23 protein-coding genes and 1 pseudogene are annotated in these 22,854 nt (G+C 66.7%); 17 read left to right on the top strand and 7 right to left on the bottom strand.

Annotated features, from left to right (window positions below; genetic code table 11):
* Nucleotides 1-23: 23 nt before the first annotated feature.
* Nucleotides 24-665, bottom strand: a complete 642-nt coding sequence (locus tag ACN0SE_RS08685) for a MarC family protein (protein ID WP_417524123.1) — start codon at nucleotides 663-665, stop codon at nucleotides 24-26.
* A gap of 125 nt (nucleotides 666-790) precedes the next feature.
* On the bottom strand, nucleotides 791-2,656 hold the full coding sequence (locus tag ACN0SE_RS08680) for an ABC-F family ATP-binding cassette domain-containing protein (protein WP_417524122.1): 1,866 nt from the start codon (nucleotides 2,654-2,656) through the stop codon (nucleotides 791-793).
* Nucleotides 2,657-2,864: 208 nt separating this feature from the next.
* Between ACN0SE_RS08680 and ndk the strand changes: the two genes are divergently transcribed.
* The 3 genes and pseudogenes from ndk (at nucleotide 2,865) to ACN0SE_RS08665 (ending at nucleotide 4,368) form a co-directional block, all read left to right on the top strand.
* Nucleotides 2,865-3,287, top strand: a complete 423-nt coding sequence (ndk, locus tag ACN0SE_RS08675; RefSeq protein WP_417524121.1) for a nucleoside-diphosphate kinase — start codon at nucleotides 2,865-2,867, stop codon at nucleotides 3,285-3,287.
* Nucleotides 3,288-3,385: 98 nt separating this feature from the next.
* The gene (locus ACN0SE_RS08670) at nucleotides 3,386-3,934 is read left to right on the top strand and encodes an NUDIX hydrolase (protein ID WP_417524120.1); all 549 of its coding nucleotides are present in this window, start codon (nucleotides 3,386-3,388) and stop codon (nucleotides 3,932-3,934) included.
* A pseudogene (locus ACN0SE_RS08665) lies at nucleotides 3,901-4,368 on the top strand (VOC family protein). Before ACN0SE_RS08670 ends, ACN0SE_RS08665 begins: the two are co-directional and overlap by 34 nt.
* Nucleotides 4,369-4,371: 3 nt before the next feature.
* Here ACN0SE_RS08665 and ACN0SE_RS08660 read toward each other — a convergent pair.
* The 3 genes from ACN0SE_RS08660 to soxR are packed head-to-tail and all read right to left on the bottom strand — an operon-like array spanning nucleotide 4,372 to nucleotide 5,602.
* Entirely contained in the window at nucleotides 4,372-4,707 is a 336-nt protein-coding gene (locus tag ACN0SE_RS08660; RefSeq protein WP_417524119.1) for a TfoX/Sxy family protein, read from the bottom strand.
* A 31-nt stretch (nucleotides 4,708-4,738) separates the two neighbouring features.
* Nucleotides 4,739-5,107 (bottom strand): MmcQ/YjbR family DNA-binding protein, encoded by a 369-nt coding sequence (locus tag ACN0SE_RS08655; RefSeq protein ID WP_417524118.1) that lies wholly within the window; start codon nucleotides 5,105-5,107, stop codon nucleotides 4,739-4,741.
* Nucleotides 5,108-5,143: 36 nt separating this feature from the next.
* Complete coding sequence (gene soxR, locus ACN0SE_RS08650) at nucleotides 5,144-5,602, bottom strand: redox-sensitive transcriptional activator SoxR (RefSeq protein WP_417524117.1); 459 nt, start codon at nucleotides 5,600-5,602, stop codon at nucleotides 5,144-5,146.
* Nucleotides 5,603-5,695: 93 nt separating this feature from the next.
* Here soxR and ACN0SE_RS08645 point away from each other — a divergent pair, with 93 nt between their 5' ends.
* From ACN0SE_RS08645 to ACN0SE_RS08625, 5 genes are all read left to right on the top strand, one after another.
* On the top strand, nucleotides 5,696-6,070 hold the full coding sequence (locus ACN0SE_RS08645) for a VOC family protein (protein WP_417524116.1): 375 nt from the start codon (nucleotides 5,696-5,698) through the stop codon (nucleotides 6,068-6,070).
* Nucleotides 6,063-6,974, top strand: a complete 912-nt coding sequence (locus ACN0SE_RS08640) for a DMT family transporter (protein ID WP_417524115.1) — start codon at nucleotides 6,063-6,065, stop codon at nucleotides 6,972-6,974. The genes ACN0SE_RS08645 and ACN0SE_RS08640 overlap by 8 nt, the downstream gene beginning before the upstream one ends.
* A gap of 148 nt (nucleotides 6,975-7,122) precedes the next feature.
* The gene (gene cysS / locus ACN0SE_RS08635) at nucleotides 7,123-8,484 is read left to right on the top strand and encodes a cysteine--tRNA ligase (RefSeq protein WP_417524114.1); all 1,362 of its coding nucleotides are present in this window, start codon (nucleotides 7,123-7,125) and stop codon (nucleotides 8,482-8,484) included.
* Nucleotides 8,485-8,583: 99 nt separating this feature from the next.
* Nucleotides 8,584-10,194: a citramalate synthase gene (cimA, locus tag ACN0SE_RS08630; RefSeq protein WP_417524113.1), complete on the top strand. Its 1,611-nt coding sequence runs from the start codon at nucleotides 8,584-8,586 to the stop codon at nucleotides 10,192-10,194.
* The gene (locus ACN0SE_RS08625; RefSeq protein ID WP_417524112.1) at nucleotides 10,191-10,955 is read left to right on the top strand and encodes a squalene/phytoene synthase family protein; all 765 of its coding nucleotides are present in this window, start codon (nucleotides 10,191-10,193) and stop codon (nucleotides 10,953-10,955) included. The genes cimA and ACN0SE_RS08625 overlap by 4 nt, the downstream gene beginning before the upstream one ends.
* A 4-nt stretch (nucleotides 10,956-10,959) precedes the next feature.
* On the opposite strand, the gene ACN0SE_RS08620 is transcribed toward ACN0SE_RS08625, so the two are convergent.
* A complete protein-coding gene (locus ACN0SE_RS08620) occupies nucleotides 10,960-12,189 on the bottom strand; it encodes an MFS transporter (RefSeq protein ID WP_417524111.1) in 1,230 nt (409 codons plus the stop codon).
* Between the two features lie 210 nt (nucleotides 12,190-12,399).
* On the opposite strand from ACN0SE_RS08620, the gene ACN0SE_RS08615 reads away from it, so the two are divergent.
* The 7 genes from ACN0SE_RS08615 (at nucleotide 12,400) to ACN0SE_RS08585 (ending at nucleotide 19,763) form a co-directional block, all read left to right on the top strand.
* Nucleotides 12,400-14,292 carry a hypothetical protein gene (locus tag ACN0SE_RS08615; RefSeq protein ID WP_417524110.1) on the top strand — a complete coding sequence of 631 codons (1,893 nt, stop codon included), beginning with the start codon at nucleotides 12,400-12,402 and terminating at the stop codon, nucleotides 14,290-14,292.
* Between the two features lie 21 nt (nucleotides 14,293-14,313).
* Nucleotides 14,314-15,786, top strand: a complete 1,473-nt coding sequence (locus tag ACN0SE_RS08610; RefSeq protein ID WP_417524109.1) for a hypothetical protein — start codon at nucleotides 14,314-14,316, stop codon at nucleotides 15,784-15,786.
* 304 nt (nucleotides 15,787-16,090) lie between these two features.
* Nucleotides 16,091-16,507 (top strand): CopG family transcriptional regulator, encoded by a 417-nt coding sequence (locus ACN0SE_RS08605; RefSeq protein ID WP_417524108.1) that lies wholly within the window; start codon nucleotides 16,091-16,093, stop codon nucleotides 16,505-16,507.
* Nucleotides 16,508-16,534: 27 nt separating this feature from the next.
* Nucleotides 16,535-17,626 (top strand): alpha/beta hydrolase family esterase, encoded by a 1,092-nt coding sequence (locus tag ACN0SE_RS08600; protein WP_417524107.1) that lies wholly within the window; start codon nucleotides 16,535-16,537, stop codon nucleotides 17,624-17,626.
* 120 nt (nucleotides 17,627-17,746) lie between these two features.
* Nucleotides 17,747-18,478: a precorrin-6A/cobalt-precorrin-6A reductase gene (locus tag ACN0SE_RS08595; RefSeq protein WP_417524106.1), complete on the top strand. Its 732-nt coding sequence runs from the start codon at nucleotides 17,747-17,749 to the stop codon at nucleotides 18,476-18,478.
* Complete coding sequence (locus tag ACN0SE_RS08590) at nucleotides 18,466-19,098, top strand: DNA-3-methyladenine glycosylase family protein (protein WP_417524105.1); 633 nt, start codon at nucleotides 18,466-18,468, stop codon at nucleotides 19,096-19,098. Before ACN0SE_RS08595 ends, ACN0SE_RS08590 begins: the two co-directional genes overlap by 13 nt.
* Nucleotides 19,098-19,763: an alpha/beta hydrolase gene (locus ACN0SE_RS08585; protein WP_417524104.1), complete on the top strand. Its 666-nt coding sequence runs from the start codon at nucleotides 19,098-19,100 to the stop codon at nucleotides 19,761-19,763. The genes ACN0SE_RS08590 and ACN0SE_RS08585 overlap by 1 nt, the downstream gene beginning before the upstream one ends.
* 191 nt (nucleotides 19,764-19,954) lie before the next feature.
* Here ACN0SE_RS08585 and ACN0SE_RS08580 read toward each other — a convergent pair whose 3' ends face one another.
* Nucleotides 19,955-20,371, bottom strand: a complete 417-nt coding sequence (locus tag ACN0SE_RS08580) for a VOC family protein (RefSeq protein ID WP_417524103.1) — start codon at nucleotides 20,369-20,371, stop codon at nucleotides 19,955-19,957.
* A 261-nt stretch (nucleotides 20,372-20,632) separates the two neighbouring features.
* On the opposite strand from ACN0SE_RS08580, the gene ACN0SE_RS08575 reads away from it, so the two are divergent.
* The gene (locus ACN0SE_RS08575; RefSeq protein ID WP_417524102.1) at nucleotides 20,633-21,217 is read left to right on the top strand and encodes an HNH endonuclease; all 585 of its coding nucleotides are present in this window, start codon (nucleotides 20,633-20,635) and stop codon (nucleotides 21,215-21,217) included.
* Between the two features lie 86 nt (nucleotides 21,218-21,303).
* On the top strand, nucleotides 21,304-22,839 hold the full coding sequence (locus ACN0SE_RS08570; protein ID WP_417524101.1) for a hypothetical protein: 1,536 nt from the start codon (nucleotides 21,304-21,306) through the stop codon (nucleotides 22,837-22,839).
* Nucleotides 22,840-22,854: the final 15 nt, after the last annotated feature.

Here is a 22,854-nt window from a genome sequence, read left to right as displayed (position 1 = left end):
GACATAGGGCGGGGTGCGCGGCTTTACGAGGCCAGCCCCGAGGCCAATCCGTAATCGCGCAGCCCGTCGAGCACGAATTGCACCGCCAGCGCCGCCAGCAACATGCCCAGAAGCCGCGTCACCACGACGATGCCGGTGCGCCCGAGGCCCCGTTCCAGGAAGCCCGAGATCAGGAACAGCAGAAAGGCGATGGCCACCACCGCCAGCATCACGCCGGTCACCCAGAGATAGCCCTCGATCCCCGGCCGCGCGCCGGTCAGCAGGATCATCGAGGCGATCGAGCCGGGCCCGGCCAAGAGCGGAATGGCTAGCGGAAAGACCGAAGGATCATGGCCGTCGTCCTCTTCCTCGGCCTCCTCGGCACGGTCCTCGCGCCGCTTGGTGCGGCGCTCGAACAGCATGTCGAGCGCGGTGAGAAACAACAGCAGCCCGCCGGCAATGCGGAAGGCCGGCATGGATATGCCGATAAAGCCCAGCACCGATTCCCCCAGCGCGCCGAAGAGCGCGAGGATCGCCACGGCCACCACGCAGGCGCGGATGGCAATGGCCCGGCGTGCGCGGGACGACATGCCCGAGGTCATCGCCACGAAAAGTGGCGTGAGACCTATGGGATCGACCACAACAAAAAGAGTGACGAAGGCGGAGATGAGAAAGGCGCTGTCCATGGCCCTAGGCACCACGGCAGGCGGGATTCGGCAAGGGGCGAAGACGACAGACGAAGCGGTTGCCGCGACACGTTTGTTGCAGCTTTGTGGTGAGGCCCCGGGTCAGGCCCGGGGCGGCGCGCGCCTTACCCGCCCGCCTTCTCCAGCTTTTCCAGCGCCGCCATCCACAGCGCCTCGGCGCGCTTCAGCCCTTCCTCGACCTCGGCGAACTTGCGGTTCCACTCGGCCAGCTCGGCGGTCTTGGCGTCGTCGTAGATCGCCGGATCGGCCAGCTTGCGCTGCAGCTTGCCGTGCATGTCGGTGATCTTTTCGACCCGGTCCTCGCATTTGCGCACCTCGGCGCGCAGTGCCATCAGCTTTTCCCGGGTGGCGCGGCGGGGCTTGTCGTCCTTGGGTTTGGCAGCCTTGGGCTTGTCGGATTTTGCCGGCTTGTCTGAGGACAGCAGCAGGCGGCGATAGGCCTCGAGATCGTCCTCGAAGGGTTTGACCCCGCCGTTCGAAACCAGCCAGAGCCGGTCGGCCACCATCGACAGCAGGTGCATGTCGTGGCTGACGAGGATCACCGCGCCGCCATAGGCGGTCAGCGCCTCGACCAGCGCCTCGCGGCTCTCGATATCTAGGTGGTTGGTCGGCTCGTCGAGGATCAGCAGGTGCGGCGCATCGAGCGTTGCCAGCAGCAGCGAGAGCCGCGCCTTCTGGCCGCCGGACAGCCGGCCGACCTCGGTCTCGGCCTGATCGGCACCCAGGCCGAAGCCCGCGAGCTGGGCGCGCAGCTTCGACTGCATCGTGTCGGGCCGTTCACGCTGCAAGTGCTGCAGTGGCGTCTCGTCAATATGCAGCTCGTCCACTTGGTGCTGGGCGAAATAGCCGATCCGCAGCTTGGCAGACCGGGTCATCTTGCCCGACATCAGCGGCAGCCGGTCAGACAGCAGCTTCGACAGCGTCGACTTGCCCTGGCCGTTCTTGCCCAGCAGCGCGATGCGGTCATCATGGTCGATCCGCAGGTTCAGCCCGCGCAGCACCGGCTTGCCGTCATAACCGGTCTCGCCGCCCTCGATCGAGATGATCGGCGGCGACAGCTCTTCGGGCTGCGGAAAGGTGAAGACCCGGCGCGCCACTTCCTCGGGCGCGGCCACCAGGTCGATCTTCTCGATCATCTTCAACCGCGCCTGCGCCTGCTTGGCCTTCGAGGCCTTGGCGCGGAAGCGGTCGACGAAGCTTTGCAGATGCGCCACCCGGGCCTGCTGCTTCTTGGCCATCGAGGCCTGCACCGCGCGCTGTTCGGCGCGCTGGCGGGCGAACTGGTCGTAGGGGCCCTGGTAGAAGGTGAGCTTGCGCTCCTCGAGATGCAGGATCGCGCCCACCGCCCGGTTCAACAGCCCGCGGTCGTGGCTGATGATGATCACCGTATGGGGATATTTCGCCAGGTAGCTTTCCAGCCAGAGCGCGCCTTCGAGGTCGAGATAGTTGGTCGGCTCGTCGAGCAGCAGCAAGTCGGGCTGCGCGAACAGCACGCCCGCCAAGGCCACCCGCATCCGCCAGCCACCGGAAAAGGCAGAGCAGGGCATCAGCTGCTCGGCATCGTCGAACCCCAGGCCCTTGAGGATCGACGAGGCCCGCGCCTCGGCGCTCCAGGCGTCAATATCCGCCAGCCGGGTCTGGATCTCGGCGATCCGGGTGGCGTCCTGGGCGTGTTCGGCCTCGGCCATCAGCGCGGCGCGCTCGGTGTCGGCGGCCAGCACGGTGTCGAGCAGGGACACCTCGTTGGCCGGCACCTCCTGCGCCACGCCGCCGATGCGGGCGCGCTGGGGCAGGGTGATCGCCCCGCCCTCGAGCGCGAGCTCGCCGCGGATCAGCCGGAACAGGGTGGTCTTGCCGGTGCCGTTGCGGCCGATCAGGCCGACCTTGTGGCCCGCCGGAATCCGCGCGCTGGCGCCGTCAAGCAGCAGGCGCCCTTCTACCGAGTAGGTGATGTCATCAATCGTCAGCATGGCCGCGCTCTAGCAGAGCCGCGACCCACACACCAGCCACGCCCCGAGCTTCTTCTGTTTAAAAATACCTTGGGGGGCAAGGGGGCAAAGCCCCCATCCCCGTCTCACGCCAGAGCCCCCCTTCCCAAGCCGGGAGACCCGTGTTATCGCACGCCCGATTTCAGACCGGCCGGGGCGCATCCCGGCGTTTCAACAGGAGACCGCCCCCATGGCAGTTCAACGCACGCTCAGCATCATCAAACCCGACGCCACCCGCCGCAACCTCACCGGCAAGATCAATGCCAAGTTCGAGGACGCAGGCCTGCGCATCGTCGCGCAAAAGCGCATCCAGCTGACCAAGGCACAGGCCGGCAAGTTCTACGAAGTGCACGCCGAGCGTCCCTTCTATGACGAGCTCTGCGAATTCATGGCCTCCGAGCCGGTGGTGGTGCAGGTTCTCGAAGGCGAGGACGCGATCCAGAAGAACCGCGAAGTGATGGGCGCCACCAACCCCGCCGATGCGGCCGCCGGCACCATCCGCGCCGAGTTTGCCGAATCCGTGGGTGAGAACTCTGTCCACGGCTCCGACGCGCCGGAAACCGCCGCTGTCGAGATCGCCTACTTCTTCTCGGGTCTCGAACTGGTCGGCTGAGCCGGCAGACCCCGGGTCCCGCGACAGGCGCCGCCCCGGCAGCGGGGCGGCGTTTTCCGTTTCCAAGACAGATGCAAGTGACAAGGTGAGGTGGGACAATGGCAGACAGGCACTGGAAGACCCTTCAGAAGGACATCGTCTATGCGGCGGAGCCCTATCTGCAGGTCGCGCGCGAGAGCGTCGAACTGCCCGATGGACGGGTGATCGATGATTTCTACCAGGTCCACCTGCGCCCCTTCGTCTCGGTCGTGCCGGTCACGCCGGAGGGCCGCATCCTGATCCTCGAGCAATACAAGCACGGGCCGCGCTGCGTCTCGATCACCTTCCCCGGTGGCTTTGTCGACGAGGGCGAAGCGCCCGAGGAGGCCGGGCGCCGCGAGTTGATGGAAGAGACCGGCTACCGCGCCGGCGCCTTCGTTCCGATGGGCAGCTACGTCGACAACGGCAACCAGCGCGGCTGTTCGGGGACCTACTTCCTCGCGCTCGACTGCGAAAAGGTGGCCGAGGCAGACCCCGGCGACCTCGAGGAGATGGAGGTCAGCTTTGCCAGCCCCGAGGAGCTCGACGCCGCCCTCGGCACGCCGCGCTTTGCCATCACCCACATGGCCGCCGCATGGGCCTTTGCACGAATGAAGCTTCCCCGCTAACCTGTGCCGACCCCAGGCAAGGACAGCGGCAGATGGCAGACACTTCAGGGCTCAACCACCTCGGCCTCGCGGTCAGGGACCTCGACAGAACCACCGATTTCCTGACCTCGGTGCTGGGCTGGCAGGAGGTCGCCCGCGACGATAGCTATCCGCGCAATTAGGTGACCGATGGGCATCTGCGCCTGACCCTCTGGCAGGTCGACTCCACGTCCGAGATCACCGCCTTCGACCGGCGCCACAACATCGGTCTGCATCACCTGGCGCTGGAGGTCGAGAGCTCGGAAAAGCTCGATGCTCTGGCGGAAAAGGTCAGCGCCTATCCAGGCGTCGAGGTCGAATTCATGCCGGAGCTCATGGGCAGCGGTCCGCGCCGCCACATGATGTTCGCCGAACCCGGCGGCATCCGGCTGGAGCTGATCTGGCCGGCGGGCTAAGCCTCAGCGTCGTTCGATCACGCCGATCTCGTTCAGGATGCGCTCGATGCCGCTGTCGGGCGCCTTGGCCGGCGCATGGGCCTTCTTCAGCGCGTCGAAGCGTTTGCGCAGCGCCTTCTTCTCCTCGCCCTGGCAATCGTTCCACGGCCGGCCCTGCAGCGCCATGACCAGTACGTAGTAGCCGATGAAATGCGGCCGCATGCCGCTGGCGATCAACTTGCCATAGGCCGCATCCGCCCCCAGTGCGCGCAGCTCCTCGGCGCTGTTGATGCCGACGCGGGCGCAGGCGGTCTCCATCGCCGGGCCGAGATTGCGGATCGAACTGACCGGATCGCTCATGGCGCCATCGCCCGCATGTCGCAGAACGCGCTCATGTCTCGTCGGCCTCTGCCAGTGTGGCCTGCACCTTCTTGGGCAGCTTCGACCGGACCAGGTGATAGGAGGTGACGATCCTGTCGCGCAGCTCGTCTTCGGTAATGCCCTCGGGGCCGAATTGATCGAAGGGCAACTTCACCCACGAGCGGTGGAAATAGGGCGCCTTGATCGCGCGGCCCATCTCGATCAGCGCCTGCGCGGTCTCGGTGTCGGCGGTCTTGAGCGAAACGCCATCGCCCATGGCGCCGGTATTGGCAAACATCTTGCCGCCGACCTTCCACGCGTCATGGCCGCCGCCCCAGGGGTCAGAGACCTCGGCGCCGGGCAGGGTGGCACAGATCGCATTTACCAACTCGCGTGACATGGGATCAGACTGGCCGCTGGCCGCCCGCCGCGCAAGTCATTCCGCGTCCGACGGTCGGTCGCCCAGCAGGAATCGCGGGCCGTCGCCCAGCCTGGCAGCGCGATCGTCCGGGTTGTAGAGCTTGCAGCGCTCCAGCGAGAGACAGCCGCAGCCGATACAGCCGTCGAGATTGGCCCGCAGCGCCTGCATCTGCGCGATCCGCGCGTCGAGCACCCGGCCAAATTCGTTGGAAATCCGCTCCCAGTCGGCCTTGGTGGGCGTGCGGTTTTCCGGCAGCGAGGCCAGCGCCGCGCGGATCTCGGCGATGGAAAACCCGAGGCCTTGCGCGATGCGCACAAAGCTCAGCCGGCGGATGTCCGAGCGCTCGAAACTGCGCTGCCCGCCGGCGTTGCGATCGGGATGGACCAGCCCCTGTTCCTCGTAATAGCGCACCGCCGAGACCGCGAGACCGGTGCGCTCGGCCACGAATCCGATGCTCAATCCGCGTTTCACCATGGGTTACCTCTTGAATTTAAATGAAACTTGCCTGTTGTGCTTAAGTATAGTTGAGACATTAGCCTGTGACCATGATCAACAAAGGAGGCAGGCATGGCCTATCTTGAGCATGTGAACATAACCGTCGACGACCCGCAGGCCACGGCCGCGGTCCTGCAGGAGCTCTTTGGCTGGCGCATCCGCTGGCAAGGCGAGGGCCCCAAGGGCCGCGCGTTGCATGTGGGCACCGAGACCAGCTATCTGGCACTCTATGCGCCGAGCGATCGGTCCGAGGGGCAGAGCAAGCGCTACAGCCAGCTGGGCGCGCTCAATCACATCGGCATCGTGGTCGAGGATATCGACGCGGCCGAGGACAAGGTGATCGCCGCCGGCTATGCGCCGGGCAATCACGGCGATTACGAACCGGGACGGCGGTTCTATTTCGACGGTCCCGATGGCGTGGAATACGAGGTGGTCAGCTATGCTTAATTCGGTGCCTTTCCTGCTGGTCTACGTGGGCGTGATGACCGGTCTGAACTTTCCCTTGGGCAAACTCGCCGGCGCGGCCGAGGTGCCGCCGGCGCTCTGGGCGCTGCTGATCTCGCTCGGGGCGGCCATTGCGCTCTTGCCGGGGCTGCTGGCGCGGCGGGCGCTGTTCGTGCCGCGCGGCGCTACCCTGCGGTACGTGGTGCTGGCCGGGTTGATCACCTTTGTCGGGGCCAACCTCTTGGTCTTTGCCGCCATCCCGCATGTGGGTGCGGGGCAGGTGGGCATGATGTTCGCGCTCTCGCCGGTCTTCACGCTGGGGCTGTCGCTGGTCTTTGGCCTGCGCGCGCCCCGGGTGCTGGGGCTGGTGGGCATCGCGCTCGGCATGGGCGGGGCGATGCTGGTGGCGCTGGGGCGTGGCGATGTCGCCGGCATCTCGCTCTGGGCGCTGGCGGCGGTGGCAATCCCGGTGATCCTGGCGGTGGGCAATGTCTATCGCACGCTCGACTGGCCCGAGGGGGCCGAGCCGGTGGTGCTGGCCTTCTGGAGCCATGTCACCTCGGCCGTGACCTTTGTCGGCATCCTGCTGGTCACCCGGGGTCACATCCCGTTTGCCGCGGTGGCCGAGATCCCCTCGGTAGCGTTGGTGCAGATGCTGGTGGCGGGGGTGACCTTTCCGGCCTTCTTCCGGCTGCAACGCATGGGCGGGCCGGTGATGCTGAGCCAGATCGGCTATGTGGCGGCGGCCACCGGCATGGCGGCGGCGGTGCTGCTGCTGGGCGAGCGCTATGGTCCGCTGACCTGGGCCGGCGCCGGGCTGATCGCGCTGGGCGTGGGCTTTACCCTGCTCGACCAGCGCACACCGGCAAAAGCGCGCTTGGCGCAGGGCAAACCCTGTGCTACCTGAGAGGGCATGAGCACCAAGGCAATCATCATTTGCTGCATTATCCGCTGACACATGTCGGCGGGCCTGCTCTTCTTTCCTTTGTGAACCGATCTTGCTAAGCCCGCCGCGAGCGTCCGTGGACCAGACGCCACGCCCGTGAGGAGAGGTTATGACCGAGATCAGACTGCACAATACTAGGACCCGCCGAAAGGAGGTCCTGGACCCGATCGATCCGGCCAACGTGCGGATTTATCTATGCGGGCCAACGGTTTATGACCGCGCTCACCTGGGCAATGCGCGCAACGTGATCATGTTCGACGTGCTGTTCCGGCTGCTGCGCCATGTCTATGGGCCGGGTCACGTGACCTACGTGCGCAACTTCACCGACGTCGATGACAAGATCAACGCCCGCGCCGCCGAAAGCGGGCGGTCGATCGCCGAGATCACCGCCGAAACCACGCAATGGTATCTCGACGACATGGCTGCGCTGGGAACGCTGGAGCCGACGAACATGCCGCGGGCGACGCAATACATCCCGCAGATGATCGAGATGATCGAGGGGCTGATCGCCAAGGGGCACGCCTATGCGGCCGAGGGGCATGCGCTCTTTGCCGTGGAGAGCTACAAGGACTACGGCGCGCTGTCCGGCCGGTCGGTCGATGACATGATCGCCGGCGCCCGGGTGGAGGTGGCGCCCTACAAACGAAATCCGATGGATTTCGTGCTGTGGAAGCCCTCTTCCGACGATCTGCCGGGATGGGAGAGCCCCTGGGGCCGCGGCCGCCCGGGCTGGCATATCGAGTGCTCGGCAATGTCCTATGCGCTGCTTGGCGCGAGTTTCGACATCCACGGTGGCGGCAACGACCTGATGTTTCCGCACCATGAGAACGAGATCGCCCAGAGCTGCTGCGCGCATCCCGAGGGCGATTTCGCCAAGGTCTGGCTGCACAACGAGATGCTGCAGGTCGAGGGCAGGAAGATGTCCAAGTCGCTGGGCAACTTCTTCACCGTCCGTGACCTGCTTGACGAGGGCGTGCCGGGCGAAGTGATCCGCTTTGTCTTCCTGAGCACGCATTACGGCAAGCCGATGGACTGGACCGCGAAGAAGCGCGACGAGGCCGAGGCGGTGCTGCGCAAGTGGCGCGGGCTCTGCGAGGGTGTCGAGCCGGGCCCGGTGCCCGAGGCGGTGCTGCGGGCGGTGGCCGATGACCTCAACACCGCCGGCGCGATTGCCGAGCTGCATCGCCTCGCGGCAGCGGGGGAGGCCCCGGCTCTGAAGGCCGGGGCGGCGTTGCTCGGTTTGCTGGGCAAGGCGCTGGGCGGCTGGGACAAGGTCGAGGTGGACCTGTCGAAATACGTGACCCGGCTCAACGAGACCCGCGCCAGGGCGATGGAGAGCAAGGATTTCTCCGGCGTCGATGCGCTGAAACAGGGGTTGATCGCGGCCGGGGTCGAGGTGCGGATGAGCAAATCCGGTGTCGAGCTGGTGCCGGGGCCGGGGTTTGATGCCGCGAGGCTGGAGGGGTTGTGATGTTGGATCGGCGTTGCTGGGGGGCTGTCTGCCCCCCGTCCGCAGATGCGGACTCCCCCCGAAGGGTATTTTTGAACAGAAGAAGCATGGGGGGCTGTCATGGTTGAGCGGCTTTATATCTATGACACCACCCTGCGCGACGGGCAGCAGACGCAAGGGGTGCAGTTCTCGACGCCAGAAAAGGTGCGGATTGCCGAGGCGCTGGACCGGCTGGGGGTGGATTACATCGAAGGCGGCTGGCCGGGGGCGAACCCGACGGACAGCGCGTTCTTCGAGGTGGCGCCGGAGACACGGGCGCGGATCACCGCCTTTGGCATGACCAAGCGGGCGGGGATTTCGGCCGAGAACGACGACGTGCTGGCGGCGGTGATGAATGCCGGCACCGGGGCGGTCTGCCTGGTGGGCAAGAGCCACACTTATCACGTCGAGGCGGCGCTGGGGATCAGCAAGGCGGAAAACACCGAGAATATCGCGAAATCCGTAGCGCATATCGTGGCCCAGGGGCGCGAGGCGCTGTTTGATGCCGAGCATTTCTTTGACGGCTATAAATCCGACCCGGACTATGCGCTGGAGGCCTGTCGCGCGGCGCTGGAGGCCGGGGCGCGCTGGGTGGTGCTGTGTGACACCAATGGCGGCACGCTGCCCGAGGAGATCGGGCAGATCGTCGGCGAGGTGATTGCCGCCGGTATTCCGGGCGAGAAGCTGGGCATCCACACGCATAATGACACCGAGACGGCGGTGGCCGGCGCGCTGGCGGCGGTGATGGCCGGAGCACGGCAGGTGCAGGGCACGCTCAACGGGTTGGGCGAGCGCTGCGGCAATGCCAACCTGACGACGCTGATCCCGACGCTGATGCTCAAGGAACCCTATGCCGGCCGTTTCGAGATCGGCGTGCCGCAGGAGGCGCTCTCGACCCTGTTGCAGACCAGCCGGATGCTTGACGAGATCCTCAACCGGGTGCCGATGCGGCAGGCGGCCTATGTCGGCGCTTCGGCCTTTGCTCACAAGGCCGGGCTGCATGCCAGTGCCATCCTCAAGGACCCGACGACCTATGAGCATATCGACCCCGAGGTTGTCGGCAACGTGCGGATCATCCCGATGTCGAACCAGGCCGGCCAGTCGAACCTGCGCCGGCGCCTGTCAGAGGCCGGGCTGGCGGTGGAGAAGGGCGATCCGGCGCTGAGCCGCATTCTCGACCGGGTCAAGGAGCGCGAGAGCGAGGGCTATTCCTACGACGGGGCGCAGGCCTCTTTCGAGCTGCTGGCGCGCGAGGAACTGGGGCAGGCCCGGCGGTTCTTCGAGCTGGACCGCTACCGGGTGACGGTGGAACGGCGGCGCAATGCGCTGGGCCAGATCGTCAGCGCCTCCGAGGCGGTGGTGGCGGTGACCATCGACGGCGAGCAGATCCTCTCGGTCAGCGAAAGCCATGATGCCGAGGGCAATGACCGCGGGCCGGTGAACGCGCTGAGCCAGGCGCTGAAGCGCGATCTGGGCAAGTACCAGGCTTCGATCGACGACATGCACCTGGTGGATTTCAAGGTGCGGATCACCCAAGGTGGCACCGAGGCGGTGACCCGGGTCATCATCGACAGCGAGGATGGCAAGGGGCGGCGCTGGTCGACGGTGGGGGTTTCGCCCAATATCGTTGACGCCTCGATGGAGGCGCTGCTCGATGCGATCCGCTGGAAGCTGATCCGCGACGCCGGATGAGCGCGCTGGATTGGCAGGCCTGCGCCGCGCTGGTGGAGAAGGGCGATCCCGACCGGTTCATGGCGGTGATGTCCTGTGCCCTGCCGGCGCGGGCGCGGCTGTTTCCGCTTTTTGCCTTCAACCTCGAGGTGGCGCGGGCGCCCTGGCTGACCCAGGAGCCGATGATCGCCGAGATGCGGCTGCAATGGTGGCGCGATGCGCTGGGCGAGATTGCCCAAGGCGGCCTGGTGCGGCGGCACGAGGTGGTGACACCTCTGGCCGGTGTGCTTCTGGCCGAGCAGGTGGGTCTGCTGGACGGGCTGATCGAGGCGCGGCGGCAGGATATCAGCCGTGAGGGGTTCGAAGACCAGGCGGCGTTCGAGCGCTATATCGACGCGACCTCGGGCAATCTGCTCTATGCGGCGACGCTCTGGTTCGGGGCCTCTCAGGAGACGGCGGTGCGCGACATTGGCTTTGGCGCCGGTGTGGCGCAGTACCTCTGCGCGGTGCCGGAGCTCGAGGCGCGGGGGCGGATGCCGTTGATGGATGGGCGGCCAGAGGCGGTGCGCGAGCTGGCAGAGGCGGCGCTGGCGCGGTTCAGGCGCGGGCGCGGGGCGCTGAAACCGGGGCTGTCTGAGCCCTTGCGCAGCACCTGGCAGGCCGAGACGCTGTTGAAACAGGTCGTGGCCGACCCGGGGCGGGTGGCGCGGGGCAGCCTGGGCCTCTCGGATGCCGGCAAGCGGGCCAGGCTGATCTGGCGGGCGCTCACGCGCCGGGTCTGAGGGCTCAGGCCATCTCGGGCTTTGGCCGCAGCATCAGCCAGAGCAGCGCGCCGCCGGCCAGCACGAGGAAGGGCACCATTGCCATGTTGACGGCGGTCCAGCCGGCCTGGGGTGTGCCGCCCGAACAGTTCATCAGCCCGCCGGAGGCCAGCGAGGCCACCGAGACGCCGCCAAAGACGATCAGGTCGTTGAGCCCCTGCATCTTGCCGCGCTCCTCGGGCGCATGGGCCCCGGCCAGCATGGTGGTGGCGCCGATGAAGCCGAAGTTCCAGCCGAGCCCCAGCAGTATCAGCGCGATAAAGAAGTTCTCGAGCGCGACACCGGCGAGGCCGACGCCACCGGCGACGGCGAGGATCAGCAGGCCGAGGCCCACGATCCGCTCGACCCCGAAGCGGGCGATCAGGTGGCCGGTAAAGAACGACGGCGCGAACATTGCCAGCACGTGGCCGGTGACCACATCGGCGGCGTTGTTCTTGTCAAAGCCGCAGCCCACCACTGCCAGCGGTGTCGAGGTCATCACCAGGTTCATCAGGGCGTAGGAGACCATGGCGCAGATCACCGCGACGGCGATGCGCGGGGTGGTCAGCAGCTCCCAGCGCGAGCGGCCCTTGGGCGCATCGGCGGCGGGTTTCGGCGGTCTGGGGATGTCGAGGAAGAGAAACAGCAGCGCGCCCAGCAAATTGACCGCGATCACCGCCGCATAGGTGCCGATGAAGGGGATGACATAGGCGTCGGCGGTGACCTTGACCAGCTGCGGGCCAAAGATCGCCGAGGCCAGACCGCCGGCCATGACGTAGGAAATCGCCTTGGGGCGGAAGCTGTCAGAGGCGGTATCGGCGGCGGCAAAGCGGTAGAAGCCCTGCGCCGACATGTAGATACCGGTGCAGAACGACCCCAGCAGGAAGATCGGAAAGCTCTGCAGATAGAGCCCGTAGGCGCCGATCAGACCGCCGAGCGCGCCGCCGAGCGCGCCGACAAAGAAACCGGCGCGGCGGCCATAGCGCTGCATGAAGGCCGAGATCGGCGTCGCCGTCACCATCGAGCCGATCACGATCAGCGAGATCGGCAGCGTGGCGAAACAGATGTTCGAGGCCAGCGACTGACCGGCCAACCCGCCGATGGTAAAGATCATCGGCATCTGCGCGCCGAGGATCGCCTGGGCGAGGACCAGCACGATGACATTGCGCCGGGCGCGGCTGTCGGAAGCGGGGGCAGGGGCGGAGAGATCGGTCATGGCCAATCGGTAATCCGAGCGGCGGGGAGCGGCAAGCGCTGAATGCCTGCGCCATGGTGATCAACGTCACACATGATTTGCGCGATTTAGGGTAGCGTCGAGCAATTCAGGGTTGTGTGTTGGTTTCCGGGCAGGGTCGAGGGCGGCTCAGGCCCCCGCCAGCCTGCCAGCCAGCACGCGTTGCGACGCGGTCTCACAGGAGGTGCCCCCGTGCCAGTCGTTCCCTTCACCGTCCTTCCCGCGCCGCGCCTTCTGGCCTGTCTCGCGGCGCTTGCGCTGCCGCTGCCGGGCATGGCCCAGCAGGCCGAGTTTCTCTACCAGACCCCGGCGGCGATCGATGATTTCCCCGAGGCACCGGACAAGCAGGCGCAGCTGCTGACCCTGTGGAACCAGTTCATGCCGGCCTTTGTCGACATGGCGATCACCGGCAATCCCTGGACCAGCGAGCATGACGCGCCGCGGCCGAACTTCGTCGATTACGCCAGCATTCCCGACGATGCACAGGAGGTGGTGCAGCCGATCACCTGGACCGCCTTTCCCAACAAGGTGACCTGGTATTTCCACACCAGCCAGAACAACCCCTTCAAGCTGGATGGCGCGCTGGTCTATCCGCTGGCCGACGAGGGGCGGCTGCTGCGTGACAGCCTGCCGATGCAGCGCTGGCTCGACATCAGCGGCGAGGCAACGCGCAAGAACCTCGACGAGGTGCTTGACCTGCACCCGGAGTTTGCCAGCACCGATCTCAGCGTCTTTGCCCCGGTCAAGATCCCGACCGACATCTGCCCTCTGGTGAACTGGGCGCAGGACGCCGACGGCTGGCAGCTCTACAGCGAGCGCGTCTCCGGCCCGCGCGGCTGGAAGGACGAATACAACGAATGGGTGGTCGAGCGGAACGCCGAGGGCGACATCATCGCCGCCAATTTCACCGCCGAGAACCCGGAATACTGGTTCACCCTCTGGGAGGTCGATCCGCAGAAGGTGCTGGCGCTCTACCGCGAGCTGACCGGCCGCGACGTGCAGATCGAGGACCTTCAACTGCAGGACAAGGCGGGCTTTCCCATCGCCGATGCCAATGGCAAGCCGGCCTACAACCCCTTGAACAAGTGGAACTATGGCAACCACGCCAGTGACGAGGGCGGCGGTGCCATCCATCTGACCAGCCCGCCCAATACCGTCGGCGCCGAGATCTACCTTGGTGGCGCGGCGACCATCCTGCGCGACCTCGGCGATCAGGACTACAGCCCGGCCAACACCATCTGCGCCTCGCGCTACGGCGGCTCGTTCCGCAACTCCGACCCCAATATCGGAATGCAGGCCAATCAGGTGACCCGCAACATCAAGCTGCGGCTGACCCTGACCAACCCGATCGGGCTCTACATGCAGACGCCGGATTTCTCCAACTATGTCACCCCGGACGGCACCGACGCGCGCGAGTTCTTTCACATCCTGCGCGGCCGCACCGCCGAGGAGGCGGGACAGGCCTATGACCAGATCCTGCACGCCCGTTTCGAGGTGCCGGCGGACAAGGGCTATACGGTGAGCGACATCAAGATCAACGGCACGCCGATCCTCTGGGGCAGCCAGATCGCCGAGACCTTCAACCAGGCGCTGGCGGCCACCGCCTTTGCCGATCTGCCGGTCGTCGATGACACGCTATATCCGCCAGTGCCGGTCGACGGCAAACCGGGGCCGACCAATGGCGCGGCGCAGCCGCTGGTGGCCAAGGCAGTGCTGGCCGCGGTGCAGGACACGCCCGCGCTCTCGGCCGCGACCATCCCGCTCTTGCCGATGGTGGTGGCGCCGGGGCACGAGCTGACCGAGGTGATGCTGATGGTCGAGAACGGCGCCGAGGCGGCCGAGATCACCTATGCCGATGCCGCGGGCACCAAGGTCGAGGGCATCAGGGTCGAGGTGGTGGCGGCCACGCCGGCGGCCGACAGCAAGCCCGACGACTTCGGCATCTACGAAGACATCACCTATGAGCTGAAGATCTTCGTCAAGAGCGACGTGCCGCCGGGGCGCTATGGCGTACGGGTAAGCAATCCCGGCGTGCCCGAGCAGGTGCCAGCCCCCGCAAACCTCATCGTTCTCGACGTCAACTGACCCCGAAGCAGGACAAAGATCATGAAAAAGACCCTTTACCTCGCTCTTGCCGCCGCTTCGGTGCTTGTCATCGTCCTGTTTGCTGGCGTGTTCGGCCCCGGAGGCAAGGCGCCCGCCGCCGAACATGCAGCCAAGCCCGATTTCCCCTGCCTCAACCCGCCAAGCCTGTCGCCGGAGTTTCCCGGCGACACGGTGCTGAGCGACCAGCCCTCGTTCAACTGCTTTGCCTGGTCGGAGTTCATTGCGGCCAACTGGCCCAAGACCGGCGGGGCCGAGAACTTCGGCACGCCGCACGATCTGGCCCCGGTGACATGGGAGGGCTACATGAACATACATGACCTTCTGAACGCCGATGGCACGCCGCCGCCTCCCTGGGGCCAGTCCGGTTCGGCGCCGGCCACGGTGGCCGAGCTGACCTCGCAGACCAATGCCCGGATCATCAGCCGCGCCTCCAAGCTGGGCGGCAACTTCATCCCCGACAAGGACATCAACGAAGCCTCGCCGCATGTGGCCTGGCTGGCGGATACCAAGAGCAACCTGGTGTTCTTCGAGATCGTGGTGAACGAGGCGGAATACACCTATTTCACCGACCACGAGCTCTACAACTCCGAGGCGCAGAAGGCGCTGATGGCCTCTGGCGGTCGGATCGACCTGCCCAAGGGCTCGGTCGAGGGCGGGTCCGGGGCGGTCGAGATCAAGGCCGCCTGGCTGAGCCTGCCCGTTGGCGCGAATCTTGAGGATTGGAGCCGCTACAAGCTGAGCGAGGGGTTCTTCTGCTCGGATGTCGGCAAGGCTGACGAGGTTTGCGAGGGCCGGGTTCTGGCGCTGGTCGGGATGCATATCCTGCACAAGAGCGCCTCGCAGGCCTCCTGGACCTGGGCCACTTTTGACCATGTCGACAACGTGCCTGATGCGGCGGACGTGGCACAGGGGCAGGTGCCCGAGCGTGACTATCGGTTCTACAGCCCGTCCTGCAAGGAGCAGGAGGTGCCCCAGGCCTGCCTCGCCCCCGGCAAAAGCGCAGCCAGCACCACCTGCACGCCCAACCAGCCGCCCGCCTATGCGCTGAGCAAGTTCGTCGGCAGCCGGGTCGAGGGGCCCTGTCAGCCCTATCCGATCCAGGCGACGCGGGTCTATCCGCTGCCCGACACCGGCGAGAACCCGATCGTCCGAACCAACACGGCAGCGCAGCAGATGATCGCGGCGGCCAATCCGGACTCGGTGTTCCAGTACTACCAGCTGATCAACGTGATGTGGTCGGATTCGCCGGTGGACGAGAACGTGAAGGTCGCCGGAGGGCCCGAGGACGGCCCGAAAGCGCCCCTGTCGAAGACGGCGTTCCGTCCTGACCCGGCGGCATTCCCCGTTTCGAACCCGGTGCTCGAGACCTATGTGCAGTCGACCGCCTGCGTCGAGTGCCATTCCAACGCAGCGATTTCCGGCGGGGGGTATGCCTCGGATTACAGCTTCCTGTTCAGTTTCGCGGGACCGTAGGGGGAGCACCGATCTCGGAAGATCGCTCCCATCGCCTGAACAATGCCCCCGCGCGGAATCAAGGCCACAGGCCGCCGCGCATCGCCGGCGCGCCCCCACGCGGCGGCGATAATTTGACGTACACGCTTCGCTCGGAGTTCATTCGGAAACGTCAGAGATAAAGTGCTGCCGAACGTCGGTGGATCGCCACCGCGCGCGCCGGAGATGCGCGGCTTGCGATAACGTCGGTCCCCGCGCACCCCTACGTCACCCTTGCAGGTGCAGCATTCCATCCATATACCATCCGTATGGATGGAGAAACCACATGACCACCGTAACTCGCCTGCGCGACAAGACCCCGGACAACGAAAAGATCACCATCAACCTCGGCTATGTCGACCTCGGCCGCATCGATCTGCTGGTGCAGGAGGGCTTCTATGCCAACCGCAGCGATTTCATCCGCACCGCGATCCGCCGCCAGCTCGACACCCAGTCGGACGCGGTGACGAAATCGATCGAGCGTCACACCATGGACCTCGGGCTGCGCGACTACCGCGCGGCCGACCTCGAAGCGGTGCAGGCCGCAGGCGAAGTGCTGCATATCAAGGTGGTGGGCCTCGCGCGCATCGCAAATGACGTCACACCGGAACTCGCACGGGCCACGATCGGTTCTATCACCGTGCTGGGCGCCTTGCAGGCCAGCGCGGCGGTAAAGACAGCCTTGGGCGACAGGATCGGCTGAGCAGTAACCCCTGAAAGGGACACAGACATGAAAACGCAATTCAACGCGGCCATGCGCCGTGCGACCGAGCTTGTGCGCTCGGGCGATCTCTCGGCCGCGACAGACCTGATCCGGTCGTCGCTGAGCAGCGCGCCCGAGACCGCAGGCGCCACCGCCGCGCCGACCCCCGGCGCCGCGCGCAAGAGCCCGCGCCGGGGCCTGGGCCAGACGCTCTCCGACCTCGCGGCGCGGATGCCCAAGGGCATGCCGGGCAGCCCGGCAGAGGAAGCGCCGCTGCCAGAGGGCGCAAGCTTCGACGCCGGCACCTTTGCCTGCGCCGCCGGCAGCCGGGATTACCGGGTCTACGTGCCGCAGATGTCGGGCGCGCCCAAGGGGATGATCCTGATGCTGCACGGCTGCACGCAATCCCCGGTGGATTTTGCCAATGGCACCGGTATGAACCGGCTGGCCGATCAACACGGGCTTATCGTGGTCTACCCGGCGCAACCGCGCAGCGCCAACATGAACGCCTGCTGGAACTGGTTCCAGTCCGGCGACCAGGAGCGTGACGCGGGCGAGCCGGCGATCCTTGCCGGAATGGCACGAGAGCTGCGCGACAGGCACCAGGTGCCCAGCTCGCAGGTCTTTGTCGCCGGGCTCTCGGCCGGGGCGGCGATGGCCGTGATCCTCGGGCGGACCTATCCCGAGCTCTTTGCCGGCGTGGGTGTGCATTCCGGGCTGCCCTACAAGGCGGCCAACACCGCGCCTGCGGCCTTTGCCGCCATGGGCGGCAGCCCGGCAGCGGCACAGCCCACGCCGGCGCGGCCGCTGCCGACCATCGTCTTTCACGGCAGCGACGACCGCACCGTCGACGTGGTCAACGGCAGTCGCATTGCCGAAGAGGCGCGCCCCGGCGGGGCCGAGGTGATCGACGGCGGCAATGCCGGCGGCCGCAGCTTCACCCGCACTTCGGTGTTGTCCGAGGCCGACAAGCCGATGATGGAATTCTGGCGCGTCGAGGGGCTGGGCCATGCCTGGTCCGGCGGTGACAGCTCCGGCAGCCATACCGACCCCCAAGGCCCCGATGCCAGCGCCGAGATGGTGCGCTTCTTCCTCGATCTGCCGCGCCGCGGCGAGTGAGCGAGCAAAGGCGCAAGGCTCTTCCGGGCCTTGCGCTTGACGGGGGGCGGGGATCGGGCCAATCCTCACCCCCTGACATCCCGTCCCAAGGCGGGCGCAAAGAGCGAGACCTGACCTGCCATGCAGCGGCCCGGCCCTGACATTCTGCTGATCGGCGGCTCGGCCGAGGCGCGGGCGCTGGCCGATGCGCTCGTCGGACGCGCGCGGGTGATCCTGCCGGGACCGGAACGGCGCGTCCATGACTGGCCTCTGCCTCTGCTGCCGGAGCCTTTGAGCCGCGCGGCGCTGACCGGGCGGGGCGCCGGGCTGCGGCTGATCGTCGATGCGAGCCATCCCAACGATTGGCAAAGCGCTGAAATTGCCGCCAGTGCTGCGCAAATTCTGGGCGTTGCGCATTTTCGTCTCGAACGCCCGGCGTGGCGGCCGGGTCGGCGCGACCGATGGGTGCGCCTGCGCGACGAGGCCGCGGCGGCGCAGCATGTGGAGCGGGGCGCGCGGGTGTTTCTCGCCACCGGGCGCGAGGGGCTGATGCGCTTTGCCTGCCTGCGCGACTGCTACGTGATCAGCCGACAGCTCTCGGAACATCACGATCCCTTTCCCCTGCCGCGCGGGCGGTTCCTGCGCGGCGCCTCGCCGTTTTCGGTGGCGGGCGAAGTGGCGTTGTTTCGCCGGCTGGGCATCGACTGGCTGATCCTGCGCAATGCCGGCGGGCCGGGGGGCTGGCCCAAGCTGGAGGCGGCGCGGAAACTGGGCCTCAGGGTCGGGATGATCGACCGTCCGCCCCGACCGGCGGTGACGGTGGTGCGCGATGTGGCGGCGGCAAAGGCAAGGATTTCCGAATGGCTGGACTAGGCCGGATCATCACCAGCGACGCCTGCGTGGCCGAAGGCGCGGCCTGGCTGCGCGAAGCCGATCCGCGCTTTGCCCCGGCGCTTGATGTCTGCGGCCCGCTGCCGCTGCGCCTGCGCCCCGACGGGTTTGCCGAACTGCTGGGGGCGATCATCAGCCAGCAGGTCTCGGTCGCCTCGGCCAATGCGATCAAGGCGCGGCTGCAGGCGGCGGGCATGGTGACGCCAGAGGCCATTCTGGGCGTCGACGAACAGGCCCTGCGCGACCTCGGGCTGAGCCGGCAGAAGGCGGCTTATGCCCAGGCACTGGCGGCGGCGGAGATCGACTTTGCCGCGCTGCGCGAGGCCAGCGACACCGAGGTGATCGAGACCCTGGTGGCGGTCAAGGGCATCGGCCTCTGGACCGCCGAGATCTACGCGATGTTCTCGCTCGGGCGGGCGGATGTCCTTGCCACCGGCGATCTGGCCCTGCAGGAGGCGGCGCGGCAGCTTTTCGACCTGCCGGAACGCCCCAGCGCCGGCGCCCTGCGACAGATGGCCGTGGCCTGGTCGCCCTGGCGCTCTGTTGCGGCCCGGGCGCTCTGGGCCTACTACAGGCATGTTAAATCGAGGGAAGGTATTTGATGACTCGCGTTCTGACATCCGGCCGCAAGGAGCCTGTTTCGGGCGAGGTGCGCTCGGTGGTGATTTTCCTGCACGGCTACGGCGCCAATGGCGCCGATCTTCTGGGGCTGGCCGACCCGCTGAGCGAACATCTGCCCGACACGCTGTTCCTGTCGCCCGACGCGCCCGAGGCCTGTGCCGGCGCGCCGATGGGGTTCCAGTGGTTCCCGATCCCCTGGATCGACGGCTCTTCGCAGGAAGAGGCCGAGGCCGGCATGGCGCGGGCGGCGGAAGACCTGAACGCCTATCTCGATTCGGTGATGGTTGACGAGGACGTGCTGCCGGAACAGGTGGCGCTCTTCGGCTTTTCGCAGGGCACGATGATCAGCCTGCATGTCGCGCCCCGGCGCGAGGATGCGGTGGCGGGCGTGGTGGGCTTTTCCGGCCGGCTGCTGGCGCCCGAGCTGCTCGAGGACGAGGCGGTGAGCTTTCCGCCGGTGCTGCTGGTGCATGGCGACCAGGACGACGTGGTGCCGGTGCAATCAATGCCGGAGGCCGCCGAGGCACTGCAGAAGGCGGGTTTCAAGGAAGTGTTCGCCCATATCATGAAGGGCACGGCGCATGGCATCGCGCCGGACGGTCTGGGCGTGGCGCTGGCCTTTCTGCGGGACAAATGCGGGTTCTGATCTCAAAGCCTTGAGTTTCGCCACGCCTGCGCGTGTCGACAGGCTGGGGGGCTTGCGCCCCCCAGACCCCCCATCTGCCTGAATGGTTGGCGGGGGTTTTTGGCGGCTGATGTGAAGGGGGGCTTTGCCCCCCGGCCTGTGGCCTCCCCCCAAGGGTATTTGTGAACAGAAGAAGCAGGGGGGGGGCTGGCTCAGGACCAGAGGTGGGGTTCTGCGAATTCCACGGAATTGCCGGCGGGGTCGCGGATGTAGAGCGAGCGGGCGCCATTGGGCCAGTCGAACTCGGCGTCTATGGGGATGTCTTGTGCCTGGAAGTGGGCGCGCCAGGCAGTGATCTCGGCGCGGGAGGCGCGGAAGCAGACATGGCCCGGGCCATGGGCGCCGTGGGGCGGGACCGGCATCCGGGTGTTCTGCGAGGGTTTGGCGGTGGCCCCGGGGTCGAAGACCAGCAGGATCGTGGGACCCGCGCGAAAGAAGACGTGGCGGCCTGGCAGGCGCAGCACCACCTCGCGACCGAGGCTTCCGGCGTAGAAGGCCTCGGCCGCGACGAGATCCTCGGCATAGAGCGCGGCTTCGAGAACGCCGCTGATCGGGGGAGGTGTCTGCATGGGGGGAGGTGTCTGCATGGGGGGAGCCTAGCAAGAGAGGGTGCAAGTCGCCAAGCCGGGGTTTGCCGGTTTTTTCGGCGGGGCGGGCGGTGCGAGGATGCTGTCATGGCGGTGTTACGCCTCTGGCCTATCCCTTGGGGCACTTGCCATGTTTAGGCGCTTGCCTGATCGGAAACGCGAGATATAGTCGATCTCACAGAAGCGATCTCAAGAAGCGCGAACATGAGGCATATTGGAGCGAGCAAGAGGATGTGACGACCCATGGACGGTGATTTCAGGACGGATTTTGTGCGCGAGCCATCGGCGCTGAGACAATACCCCGCACTGGTGCTCAACGCGGATTACCGGCCTCTGTCGTATTATCCCCTGTCACTCTGGCCCTGGCAGGACGCGATCAAGGCGGCCTGGCTCGACCGGGTGGACATCGTGGCGGAATACGACCACGAGGTCCGAAGCCCCTCGACGGTGATCCGGATACCCTCGGTCGTTGTCCTGAAAGATTACGTTAAACCCCAAAAGCGCGTGGCCTTCACGCGCTTTAATCTTTTTCTGAGGGACGAATTCCGCTGCCAGTACTGCGGCACCAAGCGCGAGCTGACATTCGACCACGTGGTGCCGCGCGCCGCCGGCGGGGTGACGTCCTGGCAGAACGTGGTGGCGGCCTGTGCGCCCTGCAATCTTAAGAAGGGCTCGAAATCGCTGGCTCGCGCCGGGATGAGCCTGCGCAAGCCGCCGCGCCAGCCGGCAGCGGAAGAGCTTCGCAACATGGGGCGGAAGTTTCCGCCCAACCACCTGCATGAAAGCTGGGTGGATTTCCTCTACTGGGATGCCGAGCTCGAGGCCTGATCGCTGGACGACCAAGCCTGTAGACAATGGCCGGGCGCAAATGCCACCCTTGCCGGGACAGATCGGCGAGGGAGGTGGGCAGGATCATGCAACGTGCGGCAGGCGGCGATTTCGACGACCGGGTGATCGAGATCGAGACCCGACGAATTCTGAACCGCAGACAGGAGCATTACGGCGTGATTGACGTCGGCTCCAACTCGATCCGGCTGGTGGTCTATGACGACCTGAGCCGCGCGCCGTTCCCGAGGTTCAACGAAAAATCACTGGTGGCGCTGGGGGCCGGGATCGGCGAGGACGGGCGGTTTTCCGACAAGACCATCGCCCGCGCCGTCGACGCGGTGAGCAGGATGAGCGCCATTGCCAAGGCGATGGAGGTGACGCGGATCGACGTGCTGGCCACCGAGGCCACGCGCAAGGCCAAGAACGGCGATGACCTGATCGCCGCGATCCGCGAGGCCACCGGGCTTGAGCCGCGGGTGCTGGCCGGCGAGGAAGAGGCGCATTTCACCGCCTACGGGGTGATTTCCGGGTTCTTTCAGCCGAAGGGGATGATTGGCGACATCGGCGGCGGCAGTCTCGAGGTGGCCGAGGTGATCGGCGACCGGGTGAGCGACCGGCTGACCAGCATGCCGCTGGGCGCGCTGCCGGTGAAGGCCAGGCTCGACGAGGGATATTCCGAGGCAAAGCAATGGGTTGACGGTATCCTGGCCGAGAGCCTGCCGCCGCTTTTGACCGAGCCGGTGTTCCATGCCATCGGCGGCGGCTGGCGGGCGCTGGCGCGGGTGCGGATCGCTCAGGAGCGGCTGCCGATCAGCGTGGTGCATGGTTTCGAGATGCCGGCGGAAGAGCTGCGCAAGTTCGCCAAGGCCATCGCCAAGATGACACCCGAGGAGGTGGCCGAGCTGCCCGACGTGCCGGGGCGGCGGATCGAGACGCTGGCGGCCTCGGCGCTGGTGATGTCGCGGGTGCTCAAGAAGCTGGCGCCGGAGCGGGTGGTGTTTTCTGCCTTCGGGCTGCGCGAGGGCTGGATATACCGGCAGCTCGACGCCGAAGAGCAATACCGCGATCCGCTGCTGGAATGTGCCCAGGCGATCGGCCTGCCGGTGGCGCGGGTGCCGGAATTCAGCGAAGCGCTGGGGCGCTGGACCGACGATCTGTTCCCGGGCGAGACGCTGGCGGGGCGGCGGCTGCGGCTGGCGGCCTGTGCGCTGACCGATATCGGCTGGCGCGATCACGAGAAGGTCCGCGCCAAGGAGAGCTTTCAGCGGCTGCTGCAGTTTCCCTTTGTCGGGATCACCCATCCCGAGCGCGCCTTTCTGGCGGTGGTGCTGCTCTGTCGTTACGGCGGCAAGCTGGATGACGAGGTGCGCGCGGTCACAGACGCGCTGCTGGCGCCGGCAGACCTGCGGCGGGCCGAGATATTGGGGCGGGTGATGCAGCTGGGGCATCGGTTCTCGGCGGCGGTGCCGGAGATCCTCGACCATGCCACGCTCGAGATCGAGGCGGATGCGGTGCGGTTGCGGATCCTCGATCAACGCAGCAACCCCGACAGCGACGCGGTGCTGCAACGGCTGAAGAAGGTGGCCAAGGCGACCGGGGTGGACGTGGCGGAGATCGTCTAAGAAGGACGCAAAGTC

This window comes from Marinovum sp. (assembly GCF_048263515.1).
Classification (GTDB): domain Bacteria; phylum Pseudomonadota; class Alphaproteobacteria; order Rhodobacterales; family Rhodobacteraceae; genus Marinovum.
The sequence above is the reverse complement of the archived record's forward strand: the minus strand, read 5'-3'. Positions and strand labels throughout refer to the sequence as shown.